This window comes from Pseudomonas sp. NPDC089407 (assembly GCF_044900445.1).
Lineage (GTDB): Bacteria > Pseudomonadota > Gammaproteobacteria > Pseudomonadales > Pseudomonadaceae > Aquipseudomonas.
This window is the reverse complement of the sequence record NZ_JBJDNB010000006.1, coordinates 1-17,113: the sequence shown is the minus strand read 5'-3', so window position 1 is coordinate 17,113 and position 17,113 is coordinate 1. Positions and strand designations below refer to the sequence as shown.

The following is a 17,113-nucleotide window of genomic DNA, read 5'->3' as shown; positions in this document are numbered from 1 at the left end:
CCGGGCTCACAGGAAAACCCGACCAGGCGAAAGCCTGCCCGCGCACGACCACCATTAAGCGGTGCGTTCTGTGAGTACCGGGGGTCTCAATCCCGGTCGCCTTGCGAGGCGACCCCACGACAGTAGTCCGGGAACACTTCCCAGCCAAGACAGCACCATCCGACAGGTGCTGTAGGATAATTCGACAGAGCATCCGAACTGAAGCATTTGGTTTCAGGTTCGGAAATGTCTTACGGCCGCAAGGCAATCGCGTAGGGGCTGCGAAGTGCCTGCCTTAAGTCCTTCAGCGCTTATGAGATCGAGCGCCGCCCGCGCGGCGCATCGCGGGGCAAGCCCGCTCCCACAGTCTGTTTCGGGCCAATCACTCCTGTGAGTTCACCGCTGGCCGCCTTGTTTGTTCCATTCGATATCGGCTGCGTCAGCGCTCTTCATCAATTTCAAGCCATGCACCCAGGGTGCGCGCGCCAAAGGCACAGGAATAATTGGCCCTAAACAGATGTGGGAGCGGCCTTGTGCCGCGAAGCGCCGCGCGGGCGGCGCTCGATCTCATAAGCGCTGAAGAACTTAAGACAGGCACATGGCCGCCCTACCTCAATGCCTACCCGTATCCTTCCAACCCCCACCCAACGCCAGAAACACCCCAATCTGCCCCATCGCCACCTGGCTATTGGCCGCCGCCAGCTGCGCGCGCATATCGGTATACGTCCGCGTCGCCTGCAAGTCCGCCAGGTACGACTCACGCCCGGCCTGGTAATAGCGGTGCGTCTGGTCCGCCGCTTCCTTGGCCGACTTCTCCGCCTCGGCCAGCGCATCACGCCGGTCCAGCAGGGCGCTGTACTGCGCCAGGCGTGTCTGGGTTTCGCGGATAGCGTTCAACACCACACCGTCAAAATTGGCCAGGGCCGCCTGAGTTGAGGCTTCGGCCATGCGAATGCGGGCGCGGGTGCCGTTGGTGGGGATGCTCCAGCTGACCTGCGGGCCAAAGCCCCAGCGGTTGGTCGACGGCTCACCGAGGTTTTCCAGGATACCGATGGTGCCCACCTGAGCGCCGATGCTGATGTCCGGGTACAGCGCGCCGGTCGCCACGCCGATGTAGGCTGTGGCGGCGGCCAGCTGGCGTTCGGCCTGGCGCACATCCGGGCGGCGCTTGAGCAGCGCGGCGCCATCACCGACCGGCACCAGCTGGTTCAGGTGCGGCAGCTCGGCACAATCGGCGGTGCCAGCAGGCAGCTGGTCAACTGGCTTGGCCAGCAATGCGGCCAGGGTGTACATGCCGGTCTCGCGCTCGGCCTTGAAGCGTGGCAGCTCGGCACGCAAGGATTTGAACTGGGTTTGCGAGCGGGTGACCTGGGTTTCGTCGCCACGGCCTGCATCACGCAGGCGCTGGTTGAGCTTCACGCTCTGCTCCTGCAAGTCGAGCGACTCGCGGGCGATGTGGTATTCCTCGTTGGCCGAGCATACCTGGGTGTAGGCCTTGACCACGTCGGCCACCAGGGTGATGCGGGCGGTGTCGGCTGCGGCCTGCACCGCGTCGGCATTGGCCTTGGCGGCCTCGGTGCCACGCTTGAAGGTGCCCCACAGGTCGAACTGGTACGAGGCGCTGATGATCGCCTCGCCAATGTTGGCGACCGGCACCTTCTCGGGCAGCAGGAAGGCTTCACCCGACTCCTGCAGGCGCTGGGCACCCAGCTTGACGCCACCGTTGAAGCCACCCTGTGATTCAGCCACTTCAACCTGGGCGCGAGCCTTGGCGATGTTGGCGGCGGCCACGCGTAGCTCGGTGTTGGCACGCAGGGCCTGGCGCACCAGCTCGTTCAGCCGTTGATCCTGATACAGCTGCCACCAGTCCTCGGGCACAGGCGCCGAGACCACACTGTCGGCATCCTGGCGCAGCGGGCCGTTGAGGTCACTGCGTTGTACCGCCGCCTCCTTCGGCACGTCATAGTCGGGGCCGACCATCATGCAGGCGCCCAGCGACAGGCACAGACCGGCCAGGATCAGCTGTTTCATGGGCGCTGGCCCTCGATGATCGACACCGTGGCAGTACGCCCGGCAATCATGCGGAAGTCCTCAGGTACTTCGTCAAAGGCGATGCGCACCGGAATACGCTGGGCCAGACGCACCCAGCTGAACGCCGGGTTGACGTTGGGCAACAGGTTGGCGCCGCTGCTGCGGTCGCGGTCTTCTATGCCGGCAGCGAAGCTTTGCACATGGCCGCGCAGGCGGGTGTTGTCGCCCATCACGCGGATGTCCACGGCATCACCGATGTGGATACCGCCCAGCTTGGTTTCCTCGAAGTAGCCGTCAACGTGGTACGAGGCGCTGTCGACCACCGACAGCACCGGGCGGCCGGCCGTGACGAATTCGTGGTTACGCGGCGCGCGGTCATTGAGGTAGCCATCCACCGGGCTGCGCACCACCGAGCGGTCGAGGTTGAGCTGGGCAGTATCGACCGCCACCTGCGCCTCGCTGACGGCCGAGCGGGCGCGGGCCTCGCGGGACTGGCTTTCCTCCGACTGCTCGGCAGCCACCAGGTTGCCCAGCTTGCGGTTGCGCTGCGCTTCGCGGGAGGCCTGGGCCAGGGTTTCCTGGCGTTCTCCGAGGGTGGCCTTGGCCTGGCGAAGGGCCAGGGTGAAGCGGTCCTGGTCGATGGTGAACAGCACGTCGCCGCGCTTGACGGTCTGGTTGTCGCGCACCTCGACCTTCTGGATCAACCCGGACACATCGGGGGCGATCTGGATGACGTCGGCGCGAATGTGGCCGTCGCGGGTCCAGGGGGCAAACATGTAGTAGACCACCATCTGCCACACCAGCACGGCGGCGAAGGTCACTACCAGCAAGGTCAGGACCACACGGCCCAGGGTCAGCAAAGGTTTTTTCATGGCAGCATCAGGTTTCGGCAAAAGTGGTCCACCGCGCCAAGCAGCACGGCATACAGGGCAACGTTGAACAAGGCCCGGTGCCAGACCAGGCGGTAGAAATGCAGGCGCACCAGCACCGCGTGCACCCCCAGGAACAACAGGTAGGTGCCAAACATCATCACCAGCAGCGTGGGCAGGAACACCCCGCTGATATCCAGTTCACCAATCACAGGGGCGCTCCGTCGAGGCCGGGGGGCAGTTGGGGTTGTTCGGCGGGTTCGAGCATCACCTCCACCCCTGGCAACAGCGCCAGGCGCAGGCCGCTCAGGGCATGCAGCAGGTGGGTGCGGGCGTCGCCGCGCTCGTACAGCTCGTCCAGGTTCAGCGCCAGCCGCGCCCGCTCCATGTTGCGCAACAGCGCGGCCGGGGCATGCAGGCGTTCACCGGCACGCAGACAGGCGGCGTAGTGGGCGCCGACTTCCTCGATGACCGTGGTCAGCCGTTCACGGGCCTGCTGGCCAGCGCGCGGCAGATACGCCAGCAGGTCGAGCAGGTTCAACCCGACGCGCAGGTCGCGCAGGGCCACGCCGCTGTCCTGGCCGGTTTGCGACAGGCGTGGCAGGTGCTGCATCAGGCGGTCGAGCATCTGCACGCCGACCTGGCGGTGCTCGGCCAGGGTCGCTGGCTCGGTCATCTCGACGATGTCGCGCCAGGCAAAGCGGGTCATGCGCTTGGCCGCCAGCTCCACGCCGAACGGGCGCATGACCAAGGTCCAGATGAAGGCGAACAGCAGGCCAACCGGGCCGGCCAGGTTGGAGTTGAGGAAGGTGAAGAAGTCGGCGTCGTAAGCGCCCTGGATGCTGATGAAGGTCGAGGTGTTGACGATGGTCAGCAAGGTGCCCAGGTAAAAGCGCGGCTGCACGGTCAGGGTGCCGATGCAGATGAACGGTACGGCAAAGGCCAGCACCAGCATCGGGAAGTCGTGCAAGTTAGGCAGTACCAGGAACAGGTACAGGCTGGAGAAGATGACCGACATCAGCGTCCAGAAGAAGAACCGGTAGATCTGCGGTGCCGGGTCGTCCATGGCAGCAAAGAAGCTGCACGACACGGCGGCGAGGATCACCGCGCTGGCGCCGTCGTTCCAGCCCAGGCCGATCCACAGGCCGCAGGCGACCACGATAGCCAGTACCGTGGAGGCCACCGAATACAGCATCAGGCCACGGTCGAAGAACGCCGTCAGCCGGCCCAGGCGCCAGTGGCGATAGACCGCGCGCCAAGGCTTGGCATCATCGGTCCGCAGCGCGTGTTGCAGGGAGCAGCAGTCCTGCCACAGATCGGCCCATTCGGTCAGGCGGTACAGGGCGTTGGACAGCAGCAGTTCGGCGCGCTGATCGAGCATGGCAGCGCCGGGCTGCAGGCGGTCGATGTGCTCGTGCAGTGCGGCCCAGCGTGCTACGGACGCGCTGTCGGCAGTGCCCTTGAGCCATTCGCGGGCAGCGGCGAGCACGGGCTGAAGCTGGGCGAACTGGGCTGGAGCGCGACCTTCCAGGGCCACCAGTGCATCATCGAGCGCGTCGATTACCGGCAGCAGGTGGATCATCCGCCCACGCAGTTCGCGGGCATTCTTCAGGGTATGCGGGCCGGCGCCTTCGTGGCCGAGCTGGCCAATCATCAGCTCCAGCGAGTTGAAAGTGGCGACCATCGCCCCACGCATGCCGCCGACCTTGTCGGCGCTGACATCGCGGGCAAGGTAAGTGTCGCTGTAGCGAATCGCCTCGGTGAACCAGTTGCCGGTGGCGCCGACTACTACGGGCGCCAGGCGGCGCGGCCAGAAGATGGCCCCGACAACGGCCGCGCAGACGATGCCCAGGCAGATTTCCTGGGCGCGGGAGGACGCTACGTCGAACACCGCCAGCGGGTTATCCACAACCGCCAGGGCGATCATCGGCAGGGTGTAGCCCGCCAGCATCAGCACGTAGTTGTTGGCCGTGCGCAGGTTCAGCGACAGGAACAGCAAGGTGCCGGTCCACAGGGCGATGGCGATGCTCAGCAGCAACGGCGACTGCACCAGCGGCGGCACCAGGAAAATCGCCCCACCAGCACCGAGCAGCGTGCCCACGGCGCGGTACACGGCTTTGGAGCTGGTGGGGCCGACGAACGGGCTGGAGACGATGTACACCGTGGCCATGGCCCAGTAGGGGCGCGGCAACTGCATGAGCAGGGCGATGTACAGGGCAATCATGGACGCGGCAAAGGTGCGCACGCCGTAAAACCAGTCGCGCGCCGGGGGAACCGAGCTGAAGAAGCCGTTCATGCCACCCCGCCTGCGCTGCCCAGGCCGGCAGCTTCAAAGGCGCGCAGCACGCGCAAGGCGGCTTCGAGGTCGGCCTGGTCGATGTCGTGCAGCACATCGCGGCGCAGGCGCACCAGCTCGGTTTCAATGGCCTCGGCCAGGGCACGACCTTCGGCGGTCAGGCTCAGGGCCTTGGCGCGGCGGTCGAGTGGGTCCTCGCTGCGGCAGACCAGGCCGGCCTTGCACAGCTGGTCGAGCAGGCGCACCAGCGACGGGCTTTCCAGGCCGGCGGCCTGGGCCACAGCCACCTGGTGCACGCCGTCGCCCAGGCGCACGATCATCAGCAACGGCGCAGCGCAGGCCTCGGAGATGCCGTAACTGGTCAGGGCAGTGTGGCAGATGCGCCGCCAATGGCGAGCGGCAACCACCATGCCACTGCTGACTTGCAGGCGCAGGAGATCAAGGGACATGGAAGGAACCAAGGATATTCATAGTTTGCTAACTATCAATATACGCCTGCCCCTCCCCCTGTCGTCAACAGGGGGTGACGGGGGGTATGGATGAATTGTTGTTCATGCTGGGGATTTTGCACTGCCCTATCGGTACCAGATTGGGTAACGCATAGCCGTGTAGGAGCGGCCTTGTGTCGCGAAAGGGGTGCGAAGCGCCCCCAGGATTTGTGTATCAATCTGATATTTCTGGGGCCGCTCTGCGGCCCTTTCGCGACACAAGGCCGCTCCTACAGGGCTCGCGCTGGCCGTAGAAATGATGCCAATAATCAGGGCTGAATCTGGTCTTCCAGCTTCATGGTCAGGGCCAATGTACTGCCCATCTGCACCGCCCGGTCTCGCCATTCCTGGTAGCGCAGCGCGTCCCGACTACTGAAATGCACCGCCAGCTCCTCGGCCGCCTGCACCACCCCGGCCGCAGCCGCCAGTTCCAGCCAATACAGCGCGGCCTTGACGTCGGCCTCTACATACAGCCCGTGCATCAGCCGGTACCCCACCTCAAAGCGGCAACGCGCCTCGCCCCGCTCAGCCCCACGCATGAACCACTGGTAGGCCTGCACCAGGTCGACCTGCCATTCCAGATCGCCATCGCACACTTCTTCTTCATACAGGTCGCCCAAAGCCGCCGCCGCGTGCAGCATGCCGCGTTCGAAGGCCTGCCGATAGCAATCCGCCGCCTGTACATAGGAGGGGTCGATACCCTTGCCAAAGTAGTGTTGCTGCCCCAGGTTGAACCAGGCGGCTGCATTACCCTGCAGGGCCGCCATGCGCAGCAGGTGCCCGGCCAGCACGGTATCGGCACGCCAGTACTTGCCGTTGAGCCAGATCCAGCCGAGGTCGTTGAGTGCCGCCACGCTGCCTTGCAGGGCCTGCAGACGCAGATCTGCATACACCGCCTGCAGGTCGCTGGCTTCGTCCAGGCGGTTGACCAGCAGCGAGCGCTGGCTGGGCAAGCCGACACCGGCAAACAATCGATGCCGCCTCCCGGCGGGTGCAGGTGGGGCGATGACCCGCTCGGGTAAAAGGCGGGCGAGCAGCGAATGGATATTGCTGGCAGCAGACATGTTCATCCTCATTGAACGACGCACAACCCCAACCTTCGGCTGTGATGAGGCGTGATTCTGCGTGACGTCACGTCAAAACCTGTCGCGAACGATTCGGCACAAGGCAACCAAATGCGACTTCCTTGATCTGAGCAGGCTGTGGCCAATTGCCATGCCCCTCGCGTGCCGCCATCCTATTGCGGCAAGCCTAGACAAGGACGTTACCTTTTGCCGTTCGCCACCACTCGCGCCACCCTCAGCCGTCAGTGGGCGCTGCTGCGCCAGCTGCCCAGCCGCTCTCCAGGCATTACCAGCGCCGAGCTGGTGTGGCGCCTGCGTGATGTGGGCTTCACGGTCAGCAAACGCACTGTCGAACGCGACCTCAATGAGCTGTCGCTGATCTTCCCGCTGGAACGCAATGACAAGAGCATCCCGTTCGGCTGGCACTGGTCGGCGAGTGCGGTGGGCGAGTTGCGCGGCAATTTCGACTTGTTGACGCACCTGCGTGGGGATGCGCTGCAGCCGGCCCAGGGTGAGGGCGTGGAGCTGGTGGCGCGGATCAGCGATGCGCTGGCGCGGCAGTTGCGCGAAGCGCCGCTGAGCAGCGACATGCAGCTGACGGCGCTGGAACATGGGCACCGGTTGCGGGCGACGGTGAGCGATGGCTGGCCGTTGCGCTGGTGGCTGTTGAGCCATGGCGATGGGGTGGTGGTGGAGCAGCCAGCGGGGTTGCGCGAGGAGATTGGCAGGATTCTGAGCAATGCGGCGGCGCAGTACCTGAGTTGATTGCCTGTGCCGACCCTATCGCCGGCAAGCCAGCTCCCACAGGTACTCCACAAACCTTGAAACTTGTGGGTTTCCTGTGGGAGCTGGCTTGCCGGCGATAGGGCCGGTACAGGTCAGCGCTGCATCCCCCAACGCCGCACGGTCAGCCGCTCCAGCGTATTGAACACCAGCCCTTCCACCAGTAAACCAATCAGAATCACCACCGCCAACCCGGCAAACACTTTGTCGGTATACAGCTCGTTACGGTTCTGGAAGATGTACCAGCCCAGCCCGCCCTTGCCACTGCTGGCGCCGAACACCAGTTCGGCGGCGATCAGCGTGCGCCAGGCAAACGCCCAGCCGATCTTCAGCCCCGACAGAATCGACGGCAAGGCCGCCGGCACCAGGATGTGCAGCACCAACCGCAGGCCCTTCAGCCCATAATTGCGGCCAGCCATGCGCAGGGTCTCGGATACGCCGAGAAAGCCAGCGTAGGTATTCAAGGCCAGTGCCCACAGCACCGAATGCACCAACACGAAAATCAGGCTGTTGTCACCCAGCCCGAACCACAGCAAGGCCAGCGGCAACAGGGCAATCGCTGGCAAGGGGTTGAACATCGAAGTCAACGTGCCCAGCAAGTCACGCCCCAGTTGGGTCGACACCGCAAGGCTGGTCAGGCCGAAGGCCAGGACGATACCCAGCACATAACCCTTGAGCAGGATCACCAGCGAAACCCCGACCTTGGCCGGTAGTTCACCACTGATCAGCCCGTCCCAAAGGGCTGCAGCTGTTTGCAGGAAGCTGGGCAGCAGCAGGTCGTTGCCCTGGTAGCGGGCGGCGGCCTCCCACAGCAAGGCGATCACCAGCAGGATCACCGCCTTGCGCAGCCAGCCCTGCTGCCACAAGCGCTGGGCCAGGGGCAATTGACGTTCCACAGGCACACTGAGCAGGGGCTGCAGCTGCACCTCGTATTCCTGGCGTACAGGTGTAGTGGTCATGGCAAGCTCCTGTCAGTAGGCGATGCGAATGTCGTTGAAGCCCAGGTCGTCGGGCTGCTCCGGAACGTCTGCCTCATCGAACAGCAAACGGTGGATACGCCGGGCACTGGCCTGGAAATCACTGCCGCCCAGGCTGCCAAGATCGTACTGGTGGCTGTGTACTTCAGCCCGCACCCGCCCCGGGTGTGGCGACAACAGCAGGATGCGGTTGCCGACCACCAGCGCTTCTTCGATGGAGTGGGTGACGAACAGCAAGGTAAAACGCACCTCCTCCCACAGCAGCAGCAATTCTTCCTGCATCTTGCGCCGGGTCAGCGCGTCCAGTGCAGCAAACGGTTCGTCCATCAGCAGGATCTTCGGCTGCGTGGCCAAAGCGCGGGCAATCGCGACACGGGCCTTCATGCCGCCCGACAAGGTATGCGGATAAGCATCGGCGAACGCCGCCAGCCCGACCTTGTCCAGGTAATGCAGCGCACGTTCTTCAGCTTCGGCGCGCTTGAGCTGGCCGGACACCAGCAGCGGGAACATGACGTTCTGCTTCACCGTTTTCCACGGTGGCAGTTGGTCGAACTCCTGGAACACCACGATGCGATCGGGGCCTGGGCCGCGGACTGCCTGGCCTTGCAACAGAATCTGCCCCTCCTGCGGCGGGATAAACCCGGCCACGGCCTTGAGCAAGGTGGACTTGCCGCAACCGGAGGGGCCAAGCAGTACAAAACGGTCGGCACGATCGACTTCGAAGCTGACCTGGTGAGTGGCGCGCACCACGCGTTGCGCGGTGCGGTATTCGAGGCTGAGTTTATCCACCTTGAGCAAAGGCGGCGTGGCGACACGGCTCAGGTTGCTGGCCGTGTGGCCTGGCAAAGGGGCGGTCATGATCGGTCAGCTCCCCTGCAGCGGGCGTTCGTCCTGGAAGAAGTAGTCCTTCCACGATTCCGGCTTGTGCTTGATGGCGCCTACCCGGTAGAGGAAGTCGGCCAGCTTGTAGGTGTTCTTGGGCGTGACGGTAAATTCGTATTGCGGGTTGTCGATCAGCTTGATCAACGCATCGCGGTCAATCTTGGCCTTGGTAACGCGGATGTAGGTGTCGGCAGCAGCGGCCTTGTCCTTCTGGGCGAAGTCAGCGGCTTCAGCCAGCGCGTCAACGAACGCCTTGTAGGTTTTCGGGTTGTCCGTGCGGAATTTCTCGGTGGCGAACAGCAAGGTCGGCGAATTGGGGCCAAGCAGGTCGTAGCTGTTGAGCACCACGTGCACGTCCTTGTTGGCCAGCACCTGGTCCTGGAACGGCGGGTTGGAGAAGTGCCCGTTCAGCTCGGTGCCACCGGCCAGCAGTGCAGCGGTGGCATCCGGGTGCGGGACGGCCAGGGTGTACTTGTCGAGGCGATTGTATTCCTTGTCGCCCCATTGCTGGGCAGCGGCGTACTGCAGGAAGCGCGATTGCACCGAAACGCCTACCGCCGGCACGGCGATGCGGTCCTTGTTGGAGATGTCGGCGATGGTCTTCACATTGGGGTTGCTGCTGACCAGGTAATACGGGAAGTTGCCCAGCGAGGCCACGGCTTTGACGTTCTGCCGGCCCTTGGTACGGTCCCATACAGTCAATAGCGGGCCGACGCCGGCACCGGCGATATCAACCGAGCCGGACAGCAGGGCGTCGTTGATGGCCGAGCCACCCGACAGCTGGGCCCAGTCGACGTCGATGTCGATGCCCTGCTCCTTGCCGTGCTTCTCGATCAGGTGCTGGTCTCGCACCACGTTCAGCAACAGGTAGACGATGCCGAACTGCTCGGCGATGCGGAGCTTGCCTTCGGCTTGCGCCGCGGCGGGGGCGGCCAGGCTGCCAATGACCAGGCTTGCGCCCAGGCCGATGCTTGCCGCCAGGCGGCTGATGGATTTGCGCATGATGGTTTCCTCAGACGTCAGAACGGGGCATCGCCCTGGATGGTGGTGCGGTACAGCTTGCGCCTCAGATGGGCCGGGCAGCCGGCGGCCAGGTGGATCAGCGAGCGGTTGTCCCAGAACACCAGGTCGTGGGGCTGCCACTGGTGGCGGTAGATGTTCTGCTCCAGCACGCTCAGGGCATACAGCTGTTGCAGCACGTCGCGGCTTTCGTCATCTGGCAGGCCTACGATGCGGGTGGTGAAGCCTTCGCTGACAAACAGCGCCTTGCGGCCGTTTTCCGGGTGGGTGCGCACGACCGGGTGAATGACTTCTTTCACCTGCGCCAATTGCTCGGCCGTCAGGGTCGGGCGCCAGTTACCTTCGAACTTGGTCTCGGCGTAACGGGCGGTGTAGGAGTGGGCAGCATCGCGGCCTTCGACCACTTTGCGCAGGGCGTCAGGCACCGCGTCCCAGGCTTTGTGCATGTCGGCGAACAGGGTGTCGCCGCCTTCGCTGGGCAGTTCCTGGGCATGCAGCATGGAGCCGAGGCTTGGCAGCTCCTTGTACGACAGGTCGGAGTGCCAGAACTTGCCGGCATCACCCAGGCCGATGTTCTGGCCGTTTTCGATGATGTTGGAAACGATCAGGATTTCGGGGTGGCCGGCCAGCAGGAACTGCTTGAGTACGTGGATCTGCAACTCGCCGAAACGGCGGCTGAAGGCAATCTGTTGGTCCGGGCTGATGCGTTGGTCGCGGAACACCAGCACATGGTGGTCGAGGTGGGCGCGATGGATTTTTTTGAAATCCTCGGCGTTGACCGGTTTGGCCAGGTCCAGGCCGATGATCTCGGCGCCGACGGCACCGGCGAACGGGCGGATTTCAAAGGATTGCGGCTGGGCGCTGTCGATGGTCGACAAGGCGTTCGAGGCGGCTGACATTGTTCACTCCCACGCAGTGCGCGACTTCTATGGCGCGCAACGATCAGAAACGCACGGGGATTTCCCGTGTGGGTTCAAGTCGTGCGGCGCATCGATTGGTCGACGGGTACGCAGTGGAAGTGACTATAAAGTCATAAGAGAAATAATTTAAATACCTTTACGGAATAACCATAGCACCGGTATTGGCTCGCCAATGATCAGATCAACCCGCCCTGCTCTTCTTCTTCGATGAGGTTGGTCAGGCTGCTGAGCGCCTTGCGCGCCTTGGAGCGGTTGAGCAGCTTGGCCTGCGCGCCAGCGGGCAGGTCGGTGATGTTGAACACTCCCTTGGCGGTCAGCACATCGATCAGGTCCTCAAGCACGCGGATCATGTCAAGGTCGCTTTGCTTGAGCTGGTTGAGGCTGTTTTCCACTTCGTCATCGGCAAACCATGCCTGGATATCGGCATGGTCGGCGGGAAGCATTTCGGTGAACTCGTCAAAAGCGGCTGCTTCTACCCGCAGCAGCTGGCCAGCGGCGTGGCGTTGCACGTAGAACATGGCGGTGTCCCTCGTCACGTTGGTTCCTTGTTGGTAGACAGCAGCATAGGCAAAGATCGCCGGGTACGCAGGCCCGGCGCCAGAGTATGCGCTGTCGGAAGATGGCAGGAAAGGGCCGGTGTAGCCACTGCCAGGCTAACGCGACCCCTTGTAGGAGCGGCCTTGTGTCGCGAAAGGGCCGCAAAGCGGCCCCATGGTTTCAGCATCAACGCCGAAATCGCCGGGGCTGCTTTGCAGCCCTTTCGCGACACAAGGCCGCTCCTACAGGGGACCGCGCCAGTCGGGAAAGGCCGCGCCTGTCAGGCACGGCCTATTAGCACATCAGTTGTCTTTGTTATGGATGATGATGGTCGGGTCAGCACCGCTGATCAACGAGTTGACCGTAGTGTTGGACCAATTCACCCCTTCCAGCTTGATGGTCACATCGGCGTTGGCGACACCACCTTCGGCGTTGAGCTTACCTTCACTGCTGACTTGCAGCGTGGTCGTGCCTTCTACCGTGGTGAGCTTCAGGTAGTTGTCGATGGTGCTGCCCTTCTCGCCCTGGAGCAGGTCCTTCAGGTCGATGCGGTCACCCTCGGCCACCTTGAAATCCTTGATCACGTCGTTACCGATGTCACCTGCCTTCCATACGAAGGTGTCGGCACCGCTGCCACCGATCAGGATATCGTTGCCCTGACCACCGATCAGGGTGTCATTACCGGTGCCGCCGAGCAGGATGTCGTTACCTTTACCGCCATCGAGTATGTCGTTACCGCCCTGGCCGAAGAGGATGTCGTTGCCATTGCCCCCCGACAAGATGTCGTTACCGTCCTTGGCACCGGAGATATCGAACTCGGTGTAGTGCTCGGTAACATACTGGTGGACGTTATTGGTGGTGATGGCGCTGGCCTCGACACCGCTCTTCTGCGCAACGTAGGTCTGCAGGGCCTGGTAGCCCTCGCTGACTACTCCGTTGAGGGTGATCAGGTCGCCGAAGATGATGTCGTTGCCGTTACCGCCATCGATGGTGTCGGCACCCGGTACCGTGGCCTCGGAGTGGCCGAGGATAGCATTGGCCAGGTCGGACGGATCGATGTTGGTCTGTGGCTTACCCGCGCTGTCGTAGGGCTTCAGGTCGCTCAGGGTGACGTCACTGTTCAGGCCGATGGCCTGCACCTTGCTCAAGCCACTGGTACCCCCCAGCACCGCGAAACTCGCATTGGAACCTGCTGCCGAATCCACATAGTTCCAGTAGTCGGCGTAGCCCGTACCGTCGAGGCTGGAGAACTCATAAGTGCCATCGCCTTGAGCATGCAGCGTGCCGACCGTCTTCGTGGAGTCAAGCACCAGCGTACCCCAACGGTTCTCGGAATAAGTCAGCACCTTGACCGAACCACTGCTGCTGATCTCAACCTTGTGAGTGGCATCTGCCCAAGCGCTGAAGGTGTCGCCCATCTTGTAGTTGTTGACGTTCACGACATCGTCCAGGTACTTGCCGCCCGTCCACAGACGAGGGTTGGTGTTTTCCCCGCTCTGGTAGTAGGTCGGCTTACCGTCGGTGATGAAGTAAGTCAGATTGTCTGCACCCGTGTTGCTGGTGGCCATGGTGCTCTTGAAGAAGTTGGACGTGGTCTTGAACGCGTCTTCATAGTTGGTACCGCCACCGTAGTAGCCACCCACCATCGAGTTCAATACCGTCTGCAGCTTGCTCAGGGCATCCGGGTCGGCAAGGTTCACCGCCACGTTCTTGTTCACCTGGGTATCGAAGTCGACCAGGAAGATGTTCACCGTACCCGAGGTATCGGAGCCCAGGCTGGCCTTGAGCGAGTTGAACACCGACGCCAATTGCGTTTTCGCGTCGGCAATCGACTTGTCGCTCATGCTGCCCGAGCTGTCGACCATGAAGGCGATGTTGTAGTTCTTGCCCTGGACCACGTTCAGGCCCGCCACGTCGGCGACGATGATGTCGTTGCCTTCGCTGCCGGTCATGGTGTCGTTGCCCGAAGTACCCACGCTGGCCTTGTAGGTCGCGGCGTACACGGTCACCGGGATGTTGCCGGTGGTGATGGCCGAGCCGCCCAGGCTTTCGGTGGAAGTCGAGGTGACCGTGATGTCGAACGAACCTTTGTAGTAGGCCGGCGGGGTCAGCGTCAGGCCGCTGAGTTTCCAGCCAGTCACATCCACCGGCGTGCTGCCGACAGTCACGGTATGGCCGGCGCCATCGCTCAGCACGGTCCCTTTCGGAATACCGCTGAGGGTCACCGCGAGCGTCTCGGAGCCGTCGGTGTCGGTCAGGGCAGTATTGATACCGACCAGTTTCACCGAGCCACCTTCCGGCCCTTCGTTGAGCTTGTAACCGTCGTAGTAGCTCTGGCCATTCACGGTGTGCAGGTCGGACACGCCCAGGCCGGCGTTGGCCATCTCGGTCACGTTCTGATACATCTTGACGTTCGAGCTGCTCAGGTCGGTGACGGCACCCGAACCTACCTGGATGTTCAGGTCATAGCTGCCTGGACCGGACTGGTTGGCGTGGTACACCTCAATCGGGTAGTAGCCGCTGGTGTTCGGGGTAAAGCTGCCCGAAACCGCGCCACCCGCGCCCCAGGTAGCCGTGACCACGGTCTTGCCGCCAATGGTTACCACAAAGCTGTCGTCGGCAGTGCCGCTGAAGGTGTAGGTTTTGCCGGCTTCCAGGTAGATCAGGCCCGAGGTTTTCGAGCCGCTGCCACCTGCAACGCTCGCATCGGACTGCACGTTGGTGGTGGTGCTGCTGGAGTTGGCGTTGCCAGAGTTGGCAAACACTGTCTTCAGCTCTTCGCCGGTAATACCGTTACCGCCGGTACCCAGGTTTTTCAGGGTGGTCCAGACTTCCTTGGTCAGGCCTTTGGACTCGATCTCGCTGCTGCCGAAGCTCAAGGTCGGTTTGTCGGCAACCGGGCGGATGTCGACCTTCATGGTCGCTTCGCTGCCCTGGCTGATACCGTCGGTAGGCTTGTACTTGATCTGGGCGTAGTCAGCCTGCTTGTTACCGACGCCCGTTCCGCCGTAGCCGTCGATACCCGACTCGTTGAGTTTCGGCACGAACCGCAGGTTGCCGGCGTTGATGTCGGCCTGGCTGACAGTCTGATTCTGGCTCACATTGACCCAAGCAGTACCGTTGTAGAGCTGCAGCGAGCCCGCTGGCAACTGGGTAAAGGTCACACCCAGGCTCGAAAGGGCGCTGTCGACGTCGGAAACGTTGAAGTCGCTCCAGGTCAGTACCAGCGGCGTGTCTTCGACACCGGTAACAGCGCCTCCGGTAGCAACCGGTGCATCGTTGACCGCGATGACGTTCACCGTGGTTGTGGCGGTGTTCGAGGTGTTCACACCGTCCGTCACTGTCACAGTGATGACTCGCGGCGTAGTACTCGGGTCCTCGCTGCTGTTGATGAAGGTGATGTTCTTGATCGCCTGGATATAGTCAGCCAGCGATGCAGTGCCGCTCAGGGTCAGGACTACCTTGCCTTCGGTGCTGTTGGCGTTGATAACGATGCCATTGACACTGTTACCAAGGTTCAGCGCGTCGCCCGGCTGGCGATTGGTCAGGGTGACCGTCGCCCCCGTCAGCTGCGAGCTGTCGAAGTCGGTGATGGTGACGTCCACGTCGCCGATCGACACGCCGCTACCCGGCTGGTTCTCGGTGAAGGTGGTCTGGTAGTCGGCACCCGTCTTGCCGCTGGAGTCATTGCCATCCAGGTCCAGAACCGGAGCCGGTTCAAATATCTGGGTAGTCACGCTTCCGGCGCTGGTGCTGATGGCGAGCTTCTCAAAGTTGCCGCCAGTGGCCGAATCGATCTTGACGGTGAAATTCTCGGTGCCTTCGGTGACGTTATCCTTGAAGGTCGGAATGGTGAATGCTGCCTGTGTACTGTTGGCCTTGATTACCACGGTGGCCACGCCCGTGTAATCCGTGCCATCGGTCGCAGTGCCGGTGTAAGTCAGTTTGACGGTGACATCGGTCCCGGCCTTGTTGGTCAGGTTCAAGACATACGTGGCATTGCCACCTTCGGCGACTGCGGTGGTACCGCTGATGCTCAGGGTGGTGGTCTGGATGGTATCCGAGACCGCAGTAACCGCTGGGGTGACGTTGACATCCAGCTTCTCGAAGTTACCACCACTGGTTTCGGTGATCTTCGCCGAAACACTGCCGGCATCGATGTAGACGTCATCCGCTGGCGCCGGAACGGTAACGGTACCCGACAACTTGCCCGCGTCAATGCTGATGACAGCACCGTTGCTGAGTTTGATCGTCATGTCGGTGCCGGCCTTGTTGGTCAAGGTGGCGGTGTAAGTGATCTGGCCACCTTCTTCGACTGCCGGTGTGGCGCTGAGGCTCAGACCGGTGTGGTCGATGGTGTCGGTCACCTGGGTTACCGCATAGGCGCCGCTTGTGGACAATTGTTCGAAGTCACCGCCAGTGCTGCCATCGATCTTGGCCTGGACTGTACCCGCATCAATGTACGGATCGTCCGCAGGTGCCTTGATGGTGACGCTGCCCTGGGTGGCACCCTCGGCGATAGTGATCGTCTCGCCGTTGCTCAACCTGACGGTCATCTCGGTGCCAGCTTTGTTGGTCAAGGTGGCGGTGTAGGTAATGTAGCCGCCTTCGGCCACGGACGGGGTCGCGGTCAGGCTCAGGTTGGTAGTGTCCTTGGTACCAGGTACGTCGGTCACCACAGTGACCGGGCTACCGGTAGCCACTACCTTCTCGTAGTTACCACCCGAGATATCGGTGATCTTGTTGGTCAGGTTCAGGTTGGTGTTGTAAACGTTGTTCGGGGCAGTGAACGGCACCGAAGCCGACGATTCACCCACTGGGATGGTGATGGTCTGGCCATTGGCCAGTTTCACGACCAGGTCCGAGCCGGTGACTTTGTGGTTGACCGAAGCGGTGTAAGTAACCACGCCGCCCTCGACCACGCTTTGCGTGGCAGTCAAGGTCACGGTGGTGGTGTCGATGGTGTCAGTCACCTTGGTCACAGCAGCAGTGCTGCTGACTTCCAGCTTCTCGAAGTCACCACCGGTGGTGCTGTCCACCTTCACGCTCAGGTTTTCAGCATCGATGTATACATCGTCGCTCGGGGCGTCGACAGTGATCGAGGCTTCTTTCGAACCCGCTGCGATGGTGATGGTCTCGCCATTGCTCAGCTTGATCACCAAGTCGGTACCGGCCTTGTTGGTCAAGGTCGCGGTGTAGGTGATCTTGCCGCCTTCGGCCACAGTGTCCGTGGCGGTCAGGGTGAGCGTGGTGATATCCGGGGTCGC

General features: G+C 62.6%; 13 protein-coding genes. 1 reads left to right on the top strand and 12 read right to left on the bottom strand.

What is annotated here, in order from left to right; all coding sequences use genetic code 11:
* Positions 1 to 591: 591 nt before the first annotated feature.
* From ACI2KG_RS06565 to ACI2KG_RS06540, 6 genes are all read right to left on the bottom strand, one after another.
* A complete protein-coding gene (locus ACI2KG_RS06565; protein WP_404661287.1) occupies positions 592 to 2,010 on the bottom strand; it encodes an efflux transporter outer membrane subunit in 1,419 nt (472 codons plus the stop codon).
* Positions 2,007 to 2,882 (bottom strand): efflux RND transporter periplasmic adaptor subunit, encoded by an 876-nt coding sequence (locus ACI2KG_RS06560; protein WP_404661286.1) that lies wholly within the window; start codon positions 2,880 to 2,882, stop codon positions 2,007 to 2,009. Before ACI2KG_RS06560 ends, ACI2KG_RS06565 begins: the two co-directional genes overlap by 4 nt.
* Complete coding sequence (locus ACI2KG_RS06555) at positions 2,879 to 3,091, bottom strand: DUF1656 domain-containing protein (RefSeq protein WP_003255905.1); 213 nt, start codon at positions 3,089 to 3,091, stop codon at positions 2,879 to 2,881. The genes ACI2KG_RS06560 and ACI2KG_RS06555 overlap by 4 nt, the downstream gene beginning before the upstream one ends.
* Positions 3,088 to 5,175: an FUSC family protein gene (locus ACI2KG_RS06550; RefSeq protein WP_400616482.1), complete on the bottom strand. Its 2,088-nt coding sequence runs from the start codon at positions 5,173 to 5,175 to the stop codon at positions 3,088 to 3,090. Before ACI2KG_RS06550 ends, ACI2KG_RS06555 begins: the two co-directional genes overlap by 4 nt.
* Positions 5,172 to 5,624, bottom strand: coding sequence for a MarR family winged helix-turn-helix transcriptional regulator (locus tag ACI2KG_RS06545; protein ID WP_400616479.1), 453 nt, complete (start codon positions 5,622 to 5,624; stop codon positions 5,172 to 5,174). Before ACI2KG_RS06545 ends, ACI2KG_RS06550 begins: the two co-directional genes overlap by 4 nt.
* A 308-nt stretch (positions 5,625 to 5,932) precedes the next feature.
* Positions 5,933 to 6,727, bottom strand: coding sequence for a tetratricopeptide repeat protein (locus ACI2KG_RS06540; RefSeq protein ID WP_404661285.1), 795 nt, complete (start codon positions 6,725 to 6,727; stop codon positions 5,933 to 5,935).
* Between the two features lie 207 nt (positions 6,728 to 6,934).
* Here ACI2KG_RS06540 and ACI2KG_RS06535 point away from each other — a divergent pair, with 207 nt between their 5' ends.
* Complete coding sequence (locus tag ACI2KG_RS06535; protein ID WP_201201615.1) at positions 6,935 to 7,492, top strand: WYL domain-containing protein; 558 nt, start codon at positions 6,935 to 6,937, stop codon at positions 7,490 to 7,492.
* A 113-nt stretch (positions 7,493 to 7,605) separates the two neighbouring features.
* On the opposite strand, the gene ACI2KG_RS06530 is transcribed toward ACI2KG_RS06535, so the two are convergent.
* The 6 genes from ACI2KG_RS06530 to ACI2KG_RS06505 all read right to left on the bottom strand — a co-directional run.
* The gene (locus ACI2KG_RS06530) at positions 7,606 to 8,469 is read right to left on the bottom strand and encodes an ABC transporter permease (RefSeq protein WP_400616472.1); all 864 of its coding nucleotides are present in this window, start codon (positions 8,467 to 8,469) and stop codon (positions 7,606 to 7,608) included.
* 12 nt (positions 8,470 to 8,481) lie between these two features.
* Entirely contained in the window at positions 8,482 to 9,345 is an 864-nt protein-coding gene (locus ACI2KG_RS06525) for an ABC transporter ATP-binding protein (RefSeq protein WP_404661284.1), read from the bottom strand.
* Positions 9,346 to 9,351: 6 nt separating this feature from the next.
* Positions 9,352 to 10,371, bottom strand: a complete 1,020-nt coding sequence (locus tag ACI2KG_RS06520) for an ABC transporter substrate-binding protein (protein ID WP_404661283.1) — start codon at positions 10,369 to 10,371, stop codon at positions 9,352 to 9,354.
* Positions 10,372 to 10,388: 17 nt separating this feature from the next.
* Positions 10,389 to 11,288: a TauD/TfdA dioxygenase family protein gene (locus tag ACI2KG_RS06515; protein WP_404661282.1), complete on the bottom strand. Its 900-nt coding sequence runs from the start codon at positions 11,286 to 11,288 to the stop codon at positions 10,389 to 10,391.
* Positions 11,289 to 11,485: 197 nt separating this feature from the next.
* A complete protein-coding gene (locus ACI2KG_RS06510) occupies positions 11,486 to 11,827 on the bottom strand; it encodes a tryptophan synthase subunit beta (protein WP_404661401.1) in 342 nt (113 codons plus the stop codon).
* A 321-nt stretch (positions 11,828 to 12,148) separates the two neighbouring features.
* Positions 12,149 to 17,113 (bottom strand): immunoglobulin-like domain-containing protein (locus tag ACI2KG_RS06505; protein WP_404661281.1); only part of this gene is annotated, 4,965 nt, incomplete at its 5' end.